14 protein-coding genes are annotated in these 16,716 nt (G+C 70.1%); 13 read left to right on the forward strand and 1 reads right to left on the reverse strand.

Annotated elements, in window-relative coordinates:
- Positions 1–8: 8 nt before the first annotated feature.
- The 13 genes from OIE12_RS18860 to nuoN all read left to right on the forward strand — a co-directional run bounded on the left by OIE12_RS18860 (position 9) and on the right by nuoN (position 15,887).
- Positions 9–563, forward strand: a complete 555-nt coding sequence (locus OIE12_RS18860) for a NuoB/complex I 20 kDa subunit family protein (protein WP_307067722.1) — start codon at positions 9–11, stop codon at positions 561–563.
- Positions 560–1,372: an NADH-quinone oxidoreductase subunit C gene (locus OIE12_RS18865; RefSeq protein WP_329136857.1), complete on the forward strand. Its 813-nt coding sequence runs from the start codon at positions 560–562 to the stop codon at positions 1,370–1,372. The genes OIE12_RS18860 and OIE12_RS18865 overlap by 4 nt, the downstream gene beginning before the upstream one ends.
- 62 nt (positions 1,373–1,434) lie before the next feature.
- Positions 1,435–2,745, forward strand: a complete 1,311-nt coding sequence (locus OIE12_RS18870; protein ID WP_329136859.1) for an NADH-quinone oxidoreductase subunit D — start codon at positions 1,435–1,437, stop codon at positions 2,743–2,745.
- Between the two features lie 32 nt (positions 2,746–2,777).
- Positions 2,778–3,638, forward strand: a complete 861-nt coding sequence (gene nuoE, locus OIE12_RS18875) for an NADH-quinone oxidoreductase subunit NuoE (protein WP_329142052.1) — start codon at positions 2,778–2,780, stop codon at positions 3,636–3,638.
- Positions 3,635–5,023 (forward strand): NADH-quinone oxidoreductase subunit NuoF, encoded by a 1,389-nt coding sequence (gene nuoF, locus OIE12_RS18880; RefSeq protein WP_443053856.1) that lies wholly within the window; start codon positions 3,635–3,637, stop codon positions 5,021–5,023. Before nuoE ends, nuoF begins: the two co-directional genes overlap by 4 nt.
- Positions 5,020–7,536 carry an NADH-quinone oxidoreductase subunit G gene (locus OIE12_RS18885; protein ID WP_329136864.1) on the forward strand — a complete coding sequence of 839 codons (2,517 nt, stop codon included), beginning with the start codon at positions 5,020–5,022 and terminating at the stop codon, positions 7,534–7,536. The genes nuoF and OIE12_RS18885 overlap by 4 nt, the downstream gene beginning before the upstream one ends.
- Positions 7,533–8,912 carry an NADH-quinone oxidoreductase subunit NuoH gene (gene nuoH / locus OIE12_RS18890; protein WP_329136866.1) on the forward strand — a complete coding sequence of 460 codons (1,380 nt, stop codon included), beginning with the start codon at positions 7,533–7,535 and terminating at the stop codon, positions 8,910–8,912. The genes OIE12_RS18885 and nuoH overlap by 4 nt, the downstream gene beginning before the upstream one ends.
- Complete coding sequence (gene nuoI, locus OIE12_RS18895; protein WP_329136868.1) at positions 8,905–9,546, forward strand: NADH-quinone oxidoreductase subunit NuoI; 642 nt, start codon at positions 8,905–8,907, stop codon at positions 9,544–9,546. Before nuoH ends, nuoI begins: the two co-directional genes overlap by 8 nt.
- Positions 9,543–10,397, forward strand: coding sequence for an NADH-quinone oxidoreductase subunit J (locus tag OIE12_RS18900; RefSeq protein WP_329136870.1), 855 nt, complete (start codon positions 9,543–9,545; stop codon positions 10,395–10,397). Before nuoI ends, OIE12_RS18900 begins: the two co-directional genes overlap by 4 nt.
- Complete coding sequence (gene nuoK, locus OIE12_RS18905) at positions 10,394–10,693, forward strand: NADH-quinone oxidoreductase subunit NuoK (protein ID WP_006138880.1); 300 nt, start codon at positions 10,394–10,396, stop codon at positions 10,691–10,693. The genes OIE12_RS18900 and nuoK overlap by 4 nt, the downstream gene beginning before the upstream one ends.
- 15 nt (positions 10,694–10,708) lie before the next feature.
- Positions 10,709–12,655 (forward strand): NADH-quinone oxidoreductase subunit L, encoded by a 1,947-nt coding sequence (nuoL, locus tag OIE12_RS18910; protein ID WP_329136873.1) that lies wholly within the window; start codon positions 10,709–10,711, stop codon positions 12,653–12,655.
- 5 nt (positions 12,656–12,660) lie between these two features.
- The gene (locus OIE12_RS18915) at positions 12,661–14,232 is read left to right on the forward strand and encodes an NADH-quinone oxidoreductase subunit M (RefSeq protein ID WP_329136875.1); all 1,572 of its coding nucleotides are present in this window, start codon (positions 12,661–12,663) and stop codon (positions 14,230–14,232) included.
- Positions 14,229–15,887 (forward strand): NADH-quinone oxidoreductase subunit NuoN, encoded by a 1,659-nt coding sequence (gene nuoN / locus OIE12_RS18920; protein WP_329136877.1) that lies wholly within the window; start codon positions 14,229–14,231, stop codon positions 15,885–15,887. Before OIE12_RS18915 ends, nuoN begins: the two co-directional genes overlap by 4 nt.
- Positions 15,888–15,976: 89 nt before the next feature.
- Here the strand turns inward: nuoN and OIE12_RS18925 are convergent, their stop codons facing one another.
- The gene (locus tag OIE12_RS18925) at positions 15,977–16,579 is read right to left on the reverse strand and encodes a Uma2 family endonuclease (protein ID WP_329136879.1); all 603 of its coding nucleotides are present in this window, start codon (positions 16,577–16,579) and stop codon (positions 15,977–15,979) included.
- Positions 16,580–16,716: the final 137 nt, after the last annotated feature.

Here is a 16,716-nt window from a genome sequence, read left to right on the forward strand (position 1 = left end):
CAAAGGACATGGGACTCGAAGAAAAGCTGCCGAGCGGCTTCCTGCTGACCACCGTCGAGCAGGCCGCGGGCTGGGTGCGCAAGTCGTCGGTCTTCCCGGCGACCTTCGGACTGGCCTGCTGCGCCATCGAGATGATGACCACCGGGGCCGGCCGCTACGACCTGGCGCGGTTCGGCATGGAGGTCTTCCGCGGCTCGCCGCGCCAGGCCGACCTGATGATCGTCGCGGGCCGGGTCAGCCAGAAGATGGCGCCCGTGCTGCGGCAGGTCTACGACCAGATGCCCAACCCGAAGTGGGTGATCTCCATGGGCGTCTGCGCCTCCTCGGGCGGCATGTTCAACAACTACGCGATCGTCCAGGGCGTCGACCACGTCGTCCCCGTCGACATCTATCTGCCCGGCTGCCCGCCGCGCCCGGAGATGCTGATGGACGCGATCCTCAAGCTCCACCAGAAGATCCAGCACTCCAAGCTCGGCGTGAACGCCGAGGAGGCGGCCCGCGAGGCGGAGGAGGCGGCGCTCAAGGCCCTGCCCACGATCGAGATGAAGGGGCTGCTGCGATGAGCGACGCGAAGGGCACACCGGGTGACGGGAAGAACGCGCCCGGCGATGCGAAGGCCGCCGGTGCCGCGAAGGCCGCCGGCGCCGCGGACGCGCCCAACCCCGAGAAGGAGCTGTCCGCCGAGAACCTCCCGGGCCGGCGCGGCCAGGGCGGCGAGGAGATCCGCGTCCAGCGCGGCATGTTCGGCGCCAACAACGGCGGCGACACCTCCGGTTACGGCGGCCTGGTCCGCTCCGTCCGGCTCCCGGGCGCGGCCGGCCGGCCCTACGGCGGGTGGTTCGACGAGGTCGCCGACGAGCTGGAGGGCGCCCTGGAGGAACAGGGCCTCGTCCCCGGCAACGTCATCGACCGCACGGTCGTCGACCGGGGCGAGCTGACCTTCCACATCGAGCGCGAGTTCCTGCCCGCCGTCGCGAAGACCCTGCGCGACGACCCGGCGCTCCGCTTCGAGCTGTGCACCGGCGTGAGCGCCGTGCACTACCCCGGCGACAAGGGCCGCGAGCTGCACGCCGTCTACCACCTGCGCTCGCTCACCCACAACCGGCTGATCCGGCTCGAGGTCAGCGCCCCCGACGCCGACCCGCACATCCCCTCGCTGGTCCCCGTCTACCCGACCAACGACTGGCACGAGCGCGAGGCGTACGACTTCTTCGGCATCGTCTTCGACGGCCACCCCGCGCTGACGCGGATCATGATGCCGGACGACTGGCAGGGCCATCCGCAGCGCAAGGACTATCCCCTCGGCGGCATCCCCGTCGAGTACAAGGGCGCCCAGATCCCGGCTCCGGACCAGCGGAGGTCGTACTCGTGAGCACTCCCAACCCGTCACCCGGCCACCACCCCTCATCGAGTCCCTCCGGGACCGCCTCCTCGATGGCATCAGCACGTGAGACCACCGAAGGCACCGTCTACACGGTGACCGGCGGCGACTGGGACGAGATCGCCCAGAGCGCCGCGAAGTCCGACGACGAGCGCATCATCGTCAACATGGGCCCGCAGCACCCGTCCACCCACGGCGTGCTCCGGCTCATCCTGGAGATCGACGGCGAGACCGTCACCGAGGCCCGCTGCGGCATCGGCTACCTCCACACCGGCATCGAGAAGAACCTCGAGTACCGGACGTGGACCCAGGGCACCACGTTCGTGACGCGCATGGACTACCTGACGCCCTTCTTCAACGAGGCCGCCTACTGCCTCGCCGTGGAGAAGCTGCTCGGCATCGAGGACCAGATCCCCGACCGCGCCACGATCATCCGCGTGCTCCTGATGGAGCTCAACCGGCTCTCCTCGCACCTGGTGTGCATCGCCACCGGCGGCATGGAACTGGGCGCGACCACGATCATGATCTACGGCTTCCGTGATCGTGAACTCATTCTCGACATCTACGAGCTCATCACGGGCCTGCGCATGAACCACGCGTTCATCCGCCCCGGCGGACTCGCCCAGGACCTGCCGCCCGGCGCGGTGGACCAGATCCGCGAGTTCGTGAAGAAGATGGACAAGAACCTCCCGGAGTACGACAAGCTCGCCACCGGTAACCCCATCTTCAAGGCCCGTATGCAGGACGTCGGCTACCTCGACCTGACCGGCTGCATGGCGCTGGGCGCCACCGGGCCGATCCTGCGCTCCACCGGCCTGCCGCACGACCTGCGCAAGTCGCAGCCCTACTGCGGCTACGAGACGTACGACTTCGACGTGCCGACCGCCGACACCTGCGACTCCTACGGCCGGTTCCTGATCCGCCTGGAGGAGATGCGCCAGTCGCTCAGGATCGTCGAGCAGTGCCTGGACCGGCTGGAACCCGGCCCGGTCATGGTCGCCGACAAGAAGATCGCCTGGCCCGCCCAGCTCGCCCTGGGACCGGACGGCATGGGCAACTCCCTGGACCACATCAAGAACATCATGGGCACCTCCATGGAGGCCCTGATCCACCACTTCAAGCTGGTGACCGAGGGCTTCCGCGTCCCGCCGGGACAGGCGTACGCGGCCGTCGAGTCGCCCAAGGGCGAACTCGGGGTGCACGTCGTCTCCGACGGCGGCACCCGGCCCTACCGGGTCCACTTCCGCGACCCGTCCTTCACCAACCTGCAGGCCATGGCGGCGATGTGCGAGGGCGGCCAGGTCGCCGACGTCATCGTCGCCGTCGCGTCCATCGACCCCGTGATGGGAGGCGTCGACCGGTGACCACCACCCCCTCGAAGGGCGTTGGCCTGGGCATGCCCGAGCTGCCCGCGCCCCCCTACCCGGACGACGTCCGCGCCCGGCTGGAACGGGACGCGCGCGAGATCGTCGCCCGCTACCCGGACTCCCGTTCCGCCCTCCTGCCGATGCTGCACCTGGTGCAGTCGGAGGAGGGGTACGTCACGCGCACCGGCATGCGGTTCTGCGCCGACATGCTGGACCTCACCACCGCCGAGGTCACCGCCGTCGCCACCTTCTACACGATGTACCGGCGCCGGCCGAGCGGCGACTACCAGGTCGGCGTCTGCACCAACACCCTGTGCGCGGTCATGGGCGGTGACGCGATCTACTCCGCGCTCCAGGAGCACCTCGGCGTCGGCAACGGCGAGACCACCGACGACGGCAAGGTCACCCTGGAGCACATCGAGTGCAACGCGGCCTGCGACTTCGCCCCGGTCGTGATGGTCAACTGGGAGTTCTTCGACAACCAGACCGTGCAGAGCGCCAAGCGCCTCGTCGACGAGCTGCGCGAGGGGGCCGAGGTCTCCCCGACCCGCGGCGCCCCCCTGTGCACCTTCAAGGAGACCGCCCGGATCCTGGCGGGCTTCCCCGACGAGCGGGAGGGGGCCGTCGCGGCCTCCGGCGGCGCCGGACACGCCTCGCTGACCGGGCTGCGCCTGGCCAAGGGGGAGACGGCCCCCGCGCGCGTGGTGCACCCGCGCGACGGCGGACCGCACGAGACACCGGGGGACCAGCCCTCGGACGGGGCGCCCGGCGACGCGGCACCGCACGACCCGTCGCCGAGCGAGCACCTCAGTTCGCACGACGCGCCCGAGGCCACATCGGCATCCGACCCGGCCCACCCGGCGGGCCCCGTCGCCGAGGAGGGGGAGTGATGACCTTGGCAGCCGAGGACGGCGGCACCACCCGCCCGCACACGTTCGAGGACGGCGAGGGGACGAGCCCCGAGAAGCTGCTCGCACCCGTACTGTCGGCCTTCTGGGACGAGGACGAGTCCTGGACGCTGGACACGTACCGCAGGCACGAGGGATACGAGGGACTCCGCAAGGCGCTCGCCATGTCGCCGGACGACCTCATCGCGTACGTCAAGGAATCCGGACTGCGCGGCCGCGGCGGCGCGGGGTTCCCCACTGGCATGAAGTGGCAGTTCATTCCGCAGGGAGACGGCAAGCCTCACTATCTGGTTGTCAACGCCGACGAATCGGAGCCCGGGACCTGCAAGGACATCCCGCTCCTGTTCGCCAACCCGCACAGCCTCATCGAGGGCATCGTCATCGCGTGCTACGCCATCAGGTCGTCGCACGCCTTCATCTATCTGCGGGGCGAAGTCGTCCCCGTACTGCGGCGGTTGCACGAGGCCGTCCGTGAGGCCTACGCCGCCGGCTACCTCGGCAAGGACATCCTGGGCAGCGGACTCGACCTCGAACTCACCGTGCACGCGGGCGCGGGCGCGTACATCTGCGGTGAGGAGACCGCGCTGCTCGACTCGCTCGAAGGCCGCCGCGGCCAACCGCGGCTGCGTCCCCCCTTCCCTGCCGTCGCGGGCCTCTACGCGTGCCCGACTGTGGTGAACAACGTCGAATCCATCGCGTCGGTTCCCGCCATCCTGAAAAACGGCAAGGACTGGTTCAGGTCGATGGGCAGCGAGAAGTCCCCCGGCTTCACGCTCTACTCGCTCAGCGGCCATGTCGCGAGCCCCGGCCAGTACGAGGCCCCGCTCGGCATCACCCTGCGCCAGCTCCTCGACATGAGCGGCGGGATCCGCCCCGGCCACCGGCTGAAGTTCTGGACGCCGGGCGGCTCCTCGACGCCGATGTTCACCGAGGAACACCTCGACGTGCCCCTCGACTACGAGGGCGTGGGCGCCGCCGGCTCCATGCTCGGCACCAAAGCCCTGCAGTGCTTCGACGAGACGACCTGCGTCGTGCGCGCCGTCACCCGCTGGACCGAGTTCTACGCCCACGAGTCCTGCGGCAAGTGCACGCCCTGCCGCGAGGGGACGTACTGGCTCGTGCAGCTGCTGCGCGACATCGAGGCCGGCAAGGGCGCCCTGTCCGACCTCGACAAGCTGAACGACATCGCCGACAACATCAACGGCAAGGCCTTCTGCGCCCTCGGCGACGGCGCCGCCTCCCCGATCTTCTCCTCCCTGAAGTACTTCCGCGCGGAGTACGAGGAGCACATCACGGGCCGCGGCTGCCCCTTCGACCCCGCCAGGTCGACGGCCTGGGCGGACCAGCACACGGAGGTGCACGCATGACCGTGACCACTGGCACCCCCTCGGGCGGGGGAGAGGCCGCGGTGCCCCCGGAGGACCTCGTCACGCTCACGATCGACGGCGCCGAGCTCAGCGTGCCCAAGGGCACCCTGGTCATCCGCGCCGCCGAACAGCTCGGCATCGAGATCCCCCGCTTCTGCGACCACCCCCTGCTCGACCCGGCCGGCGCCTGCCGCCAGTGCATCGTCGAGGTCGAGGGCCAGCGCAAGCCGATGGCCTCCTGCACCATCACCTGCACCGACGGCATGGTCGTCAAAACCCAGCTCACCTCCCCGGTCGCCGAGAAGGCCCAGAAGGGGGTGATGGAGCTCCTGCTCATCAACCACCCGCTGGACTGCCCGGTCTGCGACAAGGGCGGCGAGTGCCCGCTGCAGAACCAGGCCATGTCGCACGGCCAGGCCGACTCCCGCTTCGACGGCAAGAAGCGCACCTACGAGAAGCCGGTACCGATCTCCACCCAGGTGCTGCTCGACCGCGAGCGGTGCGTGCTGTGCGCGCGCTGCACCCGCTTCTCGAACCAGATCGCCGGCGACCCGATGATCGAACTGATCGAACGGGGCGCGCTCCAGCAGGTCGGCACCGGCGAGGACGACCCGTTCGAGTCGTACTTCTCCGGCAACACCATCCAGATCTGCCCGGTCGGCGCGCTGACCTCGGCGGCGTACCGGTTCCGCTCCCGCCCCTTCGACCTGGTGTCGTCGCCCTCGGTGTGCGAGCACTGCTCCGGCGGCTGCGCCACCCGCACCGACCACCGGCGCGGCAAGGTCATGCGGCGCCTGGCCGCCAACGACCCCGAGGTCAACGAGGAGTGGATGTGCGACAAGGGACGCTTCGCGTTCCGCTACGCACAGCAGCCCGACCGGCTGACCACGCCCCTGGTGCGAGGCGCCGACGGCGTCCTGGAACCCGCCTCCTGGCCCGAGGCGCTCGACGTCGCCGCGCGGGGACTGCGCTCCGCCCGGGGCAGCGCCGGTGTGCTGACCGGCGGCCGGCTCACGGTGGAGGACGCCTACGCGTACAGCAAGTTCGCGCGCGTGGCCCTGGACACCAACGACATCGACTTCCGCGCGCGCGTGCACAGCGCCGAGGAGGCCGACTTCCTGGCCGCCCGCATCGCCGGACACGGCCACAGCCTCGACGGCGACGGCGTCACGTACACCGCCCTGGAGAAGGCGCCCGCCGTCCTCCTGGTCGGGTTCGAGGCCGAGGAGGAGGCGCCCGGCGTCTTCCTGCGACTGCGCAAGGCATGGCGGGGGCACGGACAGCGGGTCTTCGCGCTCGCCACGCACGCCACCCGGGGCCTTGAGAAGGCCGGCGGCACGCTCCTGCCGGCCGCGCCGGGCACCGAGACCGAGTGGCTGGACGCGCTGGCCGGCGGCGTCGGCCTGGAGGACGACGGCGTCACGGCCGCCGAGGCGCTGCGCGGCGAGGGCGCCGTCATCGTCGTCGGCGAGCGGCTGGCCGCCGTGTCCGGCGGGCTCACCGCCGCCGTACGGGCCGCCTCCGCGACCGGCGCCCGGCTGGTGTGGATCCCGCGCCGGGCCGGGGAGCGCGGTGCCGTCGAGGCGGGCGCGCTGCCCACCCTGCTGCCCGGCGGCCGCCCGGCCACCGACCCCCGCGCGCGCGAGGAGGTCGCCGCCGCCTGGGGCGTCGCCGCCCTCCCGCACCGCTACGGCCGGGACACCGGACAGATCGTCGAGGCCGCCGCCGCGGGCGAACTGCGGGCCCTGGTGGTGGCGGGCGTCGAGATCGCCGACCTGCCCGATCCGGCACGCGCGCGTGCCGCGCTCGACGAGGTCGGCTTCCTGGTCTCCCTGGAGCTGCGGCCCAGCGAGGTCACCGCGCGCGCGGACGTCGTCCTGCCGGTCGCCGCGGTCGTCGAGAAGGCGGGCACCTTCCTCAACTGGGAGGGCAGGGCACGCTCCTTCGAGGCCGCGCTCAAGCCCGACCAGATGACCCGCCGCCTGGCCCCCGCCGACGCGCGGGTGCTGCAGATGCTCGCCGACGCCATGGACGTCCACCTGGGGCTGCCCGACCTGCGCACCACCCGCGCCGAACTGGACCGGCTCGGCGCCTGGGACGGCGCCCGCGCCACCGACCCGGTCGAGGTGGCGGTCCCGCTGCCGCGACCGGCCGCCGGGGAGGCCGTCCTCGCCGGGCACCGGCTGCTGCTCGACCGGGGCCGGCTCCAGGACGGCGACGAGGCCCTGGCCGGCACCCGGCACGCCGCCCACGCGCGCGTGTCGGCCGCCACGGCCGCCGAGGCGGGCGTCAAGGAGTGCGACCTGCTCGCCGTCACCGGCCCGTCCGGGACCACCGAACTGCCGTTGGAGGTCACCGAGATGCCCGACCGGGTGGTCTGGCTCCCGCTGAACTCCGCCGGCGGGGGCGTCGCCTCCGACACCGGGGTGCTGCCCGGCGCTCTCGTCCGCATCGGCCCGGCCACCCCCGCAGCCGACGCCCCGAAGGAAGCCCCGAAGGAGGTGGAGGCGTGAACGGGTACCTCGCCGCCGACGACCTGTCGATGTTCGGCACCGACCCGTGGTGGCTGGTCGTCGTCAAGGCGGTCTTCTGTTTCGCCTTCCTGATGGTGACCGTGCTGTTCTCGATCGTCTGGGAGCGCAAGGTCGTCGCCTGGATGCAGCTGCGCATCGGTCCCAACCGGCACGGCCCCTGGGGCATGCTCCAGTCGCTCGCCGACGGCATCAAGCTGATGCTCAAGGAGGACCTCGTCGTCAAGCGCGCGGACAAGGTGGTGTACGTCCTCGCACCGATCGTGGCGGCCATCCCCGCGTTCATGGCGATCGCCGTGATCCCCTTCGGGCCGGCCGGCAACGAGATCTCGATCTTCGGCCACCGCACCGCGATGCAGCTCACCGACCTGCCGATCGCGATGCTCTACGTCCTCGCGGTCGCCTCGGTCGGCATCTACGGCATCGTCCTGGCCGGCTGGAGCTCCGGGTCGACGTACCCGCTGCTCGGCGGTCTGCGCTCGGCCGCGCAGATGATCTCCTACGAGATCGCCATGGGCGCCGCGTTCGCCTCGGTCTTCCTGTACTCGGGTTCGATGTCGACGTCCACGATCGTCGAACAGCAGCAGGACCGCTGGTACATCCTGCTGCTGCCGGTCTCCTTCATCCTCTACATCGTCACCATGGTGGGCGAGACCAACCGCGCCCCCTTCGACATGCCGGAGTCCGAGGGCGACCTGGTCGGCGGCTTCAACACCGAGTACTCGTCGATCAAGTTCGCGATGTTCATGCTCGCCGAGTACGTCAACATGGTGACCGTCTCGGCCGTGTCCACCACGCTCTTCCTGGGCGGCTGGCGGGCCCCCTGGCCGATCAGCACCTTCTGGGAGGGCGCGAACCACGGCTGGTGGCCGATGCTCTGGTTCGTCGTCAAGGTCCAGCTGCTGCTGTTCTTCTTCATCTGGCTGCGCGGCACGCTGCCCCGCGTCCGCTACGACCAGCTGATGAAGCTCGGCTGGAAGGTCCTCATCCCGGTCTCCGTGGTCTGGCTGATGCTCGTCGCCACCGTGCGGGCGCTGCGGAACGAGAACTACGGCTTCACCGACATCGCCCTGTACGTCGCCGGCGGCGTCCTCGCGCTGCTGCTGCTCTCCTTCCTCTTCGACATGTTCCGCGACAAGGGCAAGGGCAAGGAGGGCCAGGAGCCCGCCGTCGAACAGACGGCGTTCGACCCGATGGCGGGCGGATTCCCCGTGCCGCCGCTGCCCGGACAGTCGCTGCCGCCGGTGCCCAGGCGCCGCCCCAGCCGGGAGCGGGAGCTGATTGTCAGTGGCGGGTCCGATACTGCCAGTGACGAATCCCACGCGACGCGTGACGGAAAGGAGGCGTCCGATGGCTGACGAGCGCAAGGACACCGATCCCGGTTTCCTCAACCCGGTGGCCGGCTTCGGCGTGACCTTCAAGGCCATGTTCAAGAAGCGGCTGACCGAGCAGTACCCGGAGCAGCAGAAGACCACCGCACCGCGGTTCCACGGCCGGCACCAGCTCAACCGCCATCCGGACGGGCTGGAGAAGTGCGTGGGCTGCGAACTGTGCGCCTGGGCCTGCCCCGCCGACGCCATCTACGTGGAGGGCGCCGACAACACCGACGAGGAGCGCTACTCGCCGGGCGAGCGGTACGGCCGCGTCTACCAGATCAACTACGCCCGCTGCATCCTGTGCGGCCTGTGCATCGAGGCGTGCCCCACGCGCGCGCTGACGATGACCAACGAGTTCGAGCTGGCCGACTCCAGCCGCGCCAACCTCATCTACACCAAGGAGCAGCTGCTCGCCGGTCTCGAGGAGGGCATGGTCGACACCCCGCACGCGATCTTCCCCGGCACCGACGAGCAGGACTACTACCGCGGTCTGGTGACGCGGGCGGCGCCCGGCACGGAGCGTCAGGTGGCCGTCTCCAAGGGGGAGACGCCGCAGGAGGCCGCCTCGACCTCCGGCCCGGACGAACCGGCCTCGGAGAAGGTGATCGGCCGATGACCCCGCTCGCCACCCTGGCCGCCCCCCTCGACGGCGGCACCACGCTCGCGGCGTACTCCACGTCCACGGGCGAGGCCGTCCAGTTCTGGATCCTCGGCACGGTCGCCGTGCTGGGCGCCCTGTGCACGGTGTTCATGCGGAGGGCCGTGCACAGCGCGCTCTCGCTGGCCGGCACCATGATCATCCTGGCGGTGTTCTACCTCGCCAACGGCGCCTACTTCCTGGGCATCGTGCAGATCGTCGTCTACACCGGCGCGATCATGATGCTGTTCCTGTTCGTGGTGATGCTGGTCGGCGTCACGGCGGCGGACTCCCTGAAGGAGACCGTCAAGGGCCAGCGCTGGCTGGCCCTGCTGTGCGGCGTCGGCTTCGGCGTCCTGCTCCTCGGCGGCATCGGCAACGCCTCGCTCACGGAGTTCGACGGCCTGGGCGAGGCCAACGCCGGCGGCAACGTACAGGGCCTGGCCGCCCTGATCTTCACCAAGTACGTCTTCGCCTTCGAGATCACCGGCGCCCTGCTCATCACGGCCGCCGTCGGCGCCATGGTGCTCACCCACCGCGAGCGCACCGAACGGGCCCGCACCCAGCGCGAGCTGTCCGAGCAGCGGGTGCGCGAGGGCAAGCACCTGCCGCCGCTGCCCGCCCCCGGCGTGTACGCCCGCCACAACGCGGTGGACATCGCCGGTCTGCTGCCCGACGGCACCCCCTCCGAGCTGACCGTCAACCGGACGCTGCGCGAGCGCGGCCAGGTCCGTGACGTGTCGCGCGAGGCGCTCAGTGACCTGAAGGCCCTGGAACAGCGCTCCGAGGAACGCCTGGAGCGCACGAGGAGCGGGGAGGGCACACAGTGAATCCCGTCAACTACCTGTATCTCGCCGCCCTGTTGTTCACGATCGGCGCCACCGGCGTGCTGATCAGGCGCAACGCGATCGTGCTCTTCATGTGCATCGAGCTGATGCTCAACGCCTGCAACCTGGCGTTCGTCACCTTCTCCCGGATGCACGGCAATCTCGACGGCCAGATCATCGCCTTCTTCACGATGGTCGTCGCCGCCGCCGAGGTCGTGGTCGGCCTCGCGATCATCGTGTCGCTGTTCCGTTCCCGCCACTCGGCCTCGGTCGACGACGCCAGCCTGATGAAGCTGTAAGGGGTCGGAAGAATCGTGGAGAACCTGATTGCGCTGCTGATCGCGGCGCCCCTGCTCGGAGCGGCCGTCCTGCTGTGCGGCGGCCGCCGCCTGGACGCCGTCGGCCACTGGATCGGCACGGTGCTGGCCGCCGCCTCGTTCGTGATCGGCGTGCTCCTCTTCGCCGACATGCTCGGCAAGGCGGCCGACCACCGTGCCGTCACCCAGCACCTGTTCAGCTGGATCCCGGTGGCCGGCTTCCAGGCCGACGTCACCTTCCGGCTCGACCAGCTCTCGATGACGTTCGTCCTGCTGATCACCGGCGTCGGCTCGCTCATCCACCTGTACTCGGTCGGGTACATGGAGCACGACGAGCGCAGGCGCCGCTTCTTCGGCTATCTGAACCTGTTCCTCGCGGCGATGCTGCTGCTGGTCCTCGCCGACAACTACCTGCTGCTGTACGTCGGCTGGGAGGGTGTGGGCCTCGCCTCCTACCTCCTGATCGGCTTCTGGCAGCACAAGCCCAGCGCGGCCACCGCGGCGAAGAAGGCCTTCCTGGTCAACCGGGTCGGCGACATGGGCCTTTCCATCGCCATCATGCTGATGTTCACCACCTTCGGGACCTTCGCCTTCACCCCGGTCCTCGGCGGCGTGGACGGGGCCTCTCAGGGCAAGCTCACCGCCATCGCGCTGATGCTGCTGCTCGCCGCCTGCGGCAAGTCCGCCCAGGTGCCGCTGCAGTCGTGGCTCGGCGACGCCATGGAGGGCCCCACCCCGGTCTCCGCGCTCATCCACGCGGCGACGATGGTGACCGCCGGCGTCTACCTGATCGTCCGCTCCGGGGCGCTCTTCAACGCCGCGCCCGACGCGCAGCTCGTCGTCACGATCGTCGGCGCGGTCACGCTCCTGTTCGGAGCGATCGTCGGTTGCGCGAAGGACGACATCAAGAAGGCGCTGGCCGGCTCGACGATGTCGCAGATCGGCTACATGGTGCTCGCCGCGGGTCTCGGCCCCATCGGCTACGCCTTCGCGATCATGCACCTGGTGACGCACGGCTTCTTCAAGGCCGGACTGTTCCTCGGCGCGGGTTCCGTCATGCACGGGATGAACGACGAGGTCAACATGCGGCGCTACGGGGGCCTGCGGAAGTACATGCCGGTCACCTTCGTCACCTTCGGCCTCGGCTACCTCGCCATCATCGGCTTCCCGGGCCTGTCCGGCTTCTTCTCCAAGGACAAGATCATCGAGGCGGCGTTCGCCAAGGGCGGCACCGAGGGCTGGATCCTCGGCGGCGCGGCCCTGCTGGGCGCGGCCCTCACCGCGTACTACATGACGCGCGTGATGCTGATGACGTTCTTCGGCGAGGAGCGCTGGCGCGAGAAGCCCACCGCCTCCCCGGCCGAGCCCGACGTGGAACCGGCCGCCGAGGAGCGCGGAGAGCACGCGGAGCCGCACCCGCACGAGTCGCCCTCGGTGATGACGATCCCCATGATCGTGCTGGCCTTCGGCTCGGTCTTCGCGGGCGCCTTCTTCGGCGTCGGGAACCGCTTCCTGCACTGGCTGGAGCCCGTCACCGGGCACGAGGAGGGCAACTCCCCGGTCAGCGCGGCGGCGGTCACCGCGGCCACGCTGGTGCTGCTGGTCGTCGGCGCCGGCATCGCCTACCTGCAGTACGGGCGCCGTCCGGTCCCGGCCACCGCCCCGCGCGGGTCGCTGCTCACCCGGGCCGCCCGGCGCGACCTGCTCCAGGACGACTTCAACCACGTCGTCCTGGTCCGCGGCGGCGAGCACCTCACGCGCTCGCTGGTCTACGTCGACCACACCCTGGTCGACGGCGTCGTCAACGGCTCGGCCGCCTCGGTCGGCGGTCTGTCCGGACGGCTGCGGCGGCTGCAGAACGGCTACGCGCGCTCGTACGCGGTCTCCATGTTCGGCGGTGCGGCGGTGCTCATCGCCTTGACCCTGCTGATGAGGGCGGTCTGATAGCGATGTCCTTTCCCCTGCTGACAGTGACGGCGGCGCTCCCCGCGGTGGGAGCGGTCGCCACGGCCGCCGTGCCGGCCGCGCGGCGCACCGCGGCCAAATGGCTCGCGCTGGCCGTCTCGCTGGCCACCCTCGGCCTGGCCATCGCCATCCTGGTCCGCTTCGACCCGGACGGCGACCGCTACCAGCTCACCGAGTCGCACTCCTGGATCAGCGACTTCGGCGTCCGCTACGAACTGGGCGTCGACGGCATCGGGGTGGCGCTCCTCGCGCTGACCGCGCTGCTGATCCCGTTCATCGTCCTGGCGGGCTGGCACGACGCCGATCCGCTGGAAACGGGCAGCCGCCGCTGGCGACCCACCCAGGGCTTCTTCGCGCTGATCCTGGCGGTCGAGGCGATGGTGATCCTCTCCTTCGAGGCCACCGACGTCTTCCTCTTCTACATCTTCTTCGAAGCCATGCTGATCCCGCTGTACTTCCTCATCGGAGGCTTCGGGGACCGCGCCCACCAGGGCGGCGAGGAGACGGCGTCCACCCAGCGGTCGTACGCCGCGGTGAAGTTCCTGCTCTACAACCTGGCCGGCGGGCTGATCATGCTGGCCGCGGTGATCGGCCTCTACACGGTCACCGGGAACTTCTCCCTCCAGGAGATCGCGGAGGCGCGTGCCAACGGCTCGCTGGACATGTCGACGAGCACCGAACGCTGGCTGTTCCTCGGCTTCTTCTTCGCCTTCGCGGTGAAGGCGCCGCTGTGGCCGCTGCACACCTGGCTGCCCAACGCCATGGGGGAGTCCACCGCCCCGGTCGCCGTGCTCATCACGGCGGTCGTGGACAAGGTGGGCACCTTCGCGATGCTGCGGTTCTGCCTCCAGCTGTTCCCGGAGGCGTCGAAGTGGGCGACCCCGGTGATCATGGTCCTCGCGGTGATCAGCATCATCTACGGGGCGCTGCTCGCCGTCGGCCAGCGCGACATCAAGCGCCTGATCGCCTACGCGTCGATCTCGCACTTCGGCTTCATCATCATGGGTATCTTCGCGATGACCAGCCAGGGCCAGTCCGGCGCGACGCTGTACATGGTCAACCACGGCATCTCGACCGCCGCGCTGCTGCTGGTGGCCGGCTTCCTGATCTCGCGCCGCGGCTCGCGACTGATCGCGGACTACGGCGGGGTGCAGAAGGTCGCGCCCGTGCTGGCCGGCACGTTCCTGATCGGCGGCCTGGCCACGCTGTCGCTGCCGGGGCTCGCCCCGTTCGTCAGTGAGTTCCTGGTCCTGGTCGGCACCTTCACCCGGCACCCGGTCATCGGGATCGTCGCCACCTTCGGCATCGTTCTCGCCGCGCTCTACACGCTCGTCCTGTACCAGCGGACGATGACGGGCCCGGTGAAGGCGGAGGTCGCCACGATGCCGGATCTGAAGGTGCGCGAGCTGGTGGTCGTGGCCCCGCTGATCGTCCTGCTGCTCTTCCTGGGCGTCTATCCGAAGCCCGTCGCCGACCTCGTCAACCCGGCGGTCGAGCACACGATGTCCGACGTACACAAGACCGATCCCAAGCCCGACGTGGAGGCGGCACGGTGAGCACAGCAGCCGTCCACAGCCTGTGGACAACCGCGGCGGCCTCGGCCGACCCGATCTCCAAGATCGACGCACCCAAGATCGAGTACGGGCAGTTGTCGCCCACCCTGATCGTGCTGGGCGCGGCACTGATCGGGGTGCTCGTCGAGGCGTTCGTCCCGCGCAAGAACCGGTACTACGCGCAGGTGTTCGTGTCCGTGGTGGCGCTGTGCGCCGCCTTCGCCGCGGTGATCGCCCTGGCGGCCGACGGATTCGGCACCACCAAGGCGCATGTCGCCGCCATGGGCGCGATCTCCGTCGACGGACCGTCCCTGTTCCTCCAGGGCACGATCCTGCTCGCCGGACTGCTCGGCGTCTTCACCTTCGCCGAGCGCCGGCTCGACCCGGCCGCGCACGGCAACCGGGTCGACTCCTTCGCCGCGCAGGCCGCCTCCGTGCCCGGCAGCGACAGCGAGAAGGCCGCGGTCAAGGCCGGGTTCACCACGACCGAGGCGTTCCCGCTGCTGCTCTTCGCGATCGGCGGCATGCTGGTCTTCCCCTCCGCCAACGACCTGCTGACGCTGTTCGTGGCCCTGGAGGTCTTCTCGCTGCCGCTGTACCTGCTGTGCGCCCTGGCCCGCCGCAAGCGGCTCATGTCGCAGGAGGCCGCGGTCAAGTACTTCCTGCTCGGCGCGTTCGCCTCCGCGTTCACCCTGTTCGGCATCGCCCTGCTGTACGGGTACGCGGGCTCGGTGTCGTACGCGCGGATCGCGCAGGTCGTCGAGGGCACGGTCACCAATGTGGACCCGGCGCTCGCCGGCACGATGGGCAACGACGCGCTGCTGCTGGTCGGCGCCGCGATGATCGTCATGGGGCTGCTGTTCAAGGTGGGCGCGGTGCCGTTCCACATGTGGACCCCGGACGTGTACCAGGGCGCCCCGACCCCGGTCACCGGGTTCATGGCCTCCGCGACGAAGGTGGCCGCGTTCGGCGCGCTGCTGCGATTGCTGTACGTCGTCCTGCCGGGGCTGCGGTGGGACTGGCGGCCGGTGATGTGGGCGGTGGCGATCGTCACCATGCTGGGCGGCGCGATCGTCGCGATCACCCAGACCGACATCAAGCGGCTGCTGGCGTACTCCTCGATCGCGCACGCCGGCTTCATCCTCGCCGGTGTCATCGCGACCACGCCGTCGGGCATCTCGTCCGTGCTGTTCTACCTGGCCGCGTACTCCTTCGTGACGATCGGCGCCTTCGCCGTGGTCACGCTGGTCCGCGACGCGGGCGGCGAGGCCACGCACCTGTCCAAGTGGGCCGGGCTCGGCCGCCGCTCGCCGCTGGTGGCGGCGGTCTTCGCGGTCTTCCTGCTGGCCTTCGCGGGCATTCCGCTGACCTCCGGGTTCGCGGGCAAGTTCGCCGTGTTCAAGGCGGCGGCGGAGGGCGGCGCGATGCCGCTGGTCGTGGTCGGCGTGATCTCCTCGGCGGTCGCCGCGTTCTTCTACATCCGGGTGATCGTGCTGATGTTCTTCAGCCGCCCGAACCCCGAGGGCCCGACGGTCGCGGTCGCCTCCCCGATGACGACGATGGCGATCGCCGCGGGCGTCGCCGTCACGGTCGTCCTGGGCGTGGCCCCCCAGTACTTCCTGGACCTGGCGAGCCAGGCGGGGGTGTTCGTGCGCTGAGGGTTCGGTTCTTGGCATGGCTGCGGCCCGGTACCCCGTTCTCCACGGGGTGCCGGGCCGTTTCGTGTGCGTCCGGACGGCGCGCGCGGCTATTCGCTGGGCTCCCGGCGCATCCTGATACCGGTGAGGTCGAGGTCCAGGGGGAAGGGGGCGTCCACCTTCATACGCTCACGGAAGATGCCCAGACTGGTGTACGCGCCGGTGGTGGGCTCCAGCTCGAAGGCGTGCACCGCGGCCCGGCCCTTCTCGTTCTCCACCCGCCAGTAATGGGCGATCCCGGCGCGGGCGTACTTCAGGGGCTTCGTCTCGCGGTCACGGGAGACGGAATCCTCCGAGACGACCTCCACGGCCAGCAGGACGGCTTCCGCCGGGAACCGGGTCTGCTCCGGGTCCCGCACCACGTCCGCACTCACCACGACCACGTCCGGCTCGGGCCGGTTCTGGCGGTCGATGTCGATGGTGAACTCGCGGATGACCTCGAAGGCGGCAGGCGCCAAAGACTGTAGTTGCCAGGTGAAGAAGTCGATGGTGCGCGTGTGAAACAAGGTCTGCGGACTCACGAAGACCAGGCTCCCGTCGATCAGTTCCGTGTGCGGAGGCAGATTCGGAAGCCGGTCCAGGTCGTCGGCGGTCCAGCCGCCCTCGGGTGGCATCGGCCAGCTGGGCTCGGAGGCCTTCGGTGCGACGCTCATCAGTGCTCCCATGGGACGGAGTCTCGCCGGTGCATTCAGACTATCGGCCGGAAACGGACAGCCTCCACACGTACATGTGAACGACTGCCGCGTCTTTGACCTTGGGTTCAGGGACCGGCCTGTGGATAACTCCGGGG

The sequence above is a fragment of the Streptomyces sp. NBC_00670 genome (assembly GCF_036226765.1).
Classification (GTDB): Bacteria; Actinomycetota; Actinomycetes; order Streptomycetales; family Streptomycetaceae; genus Streptomyces.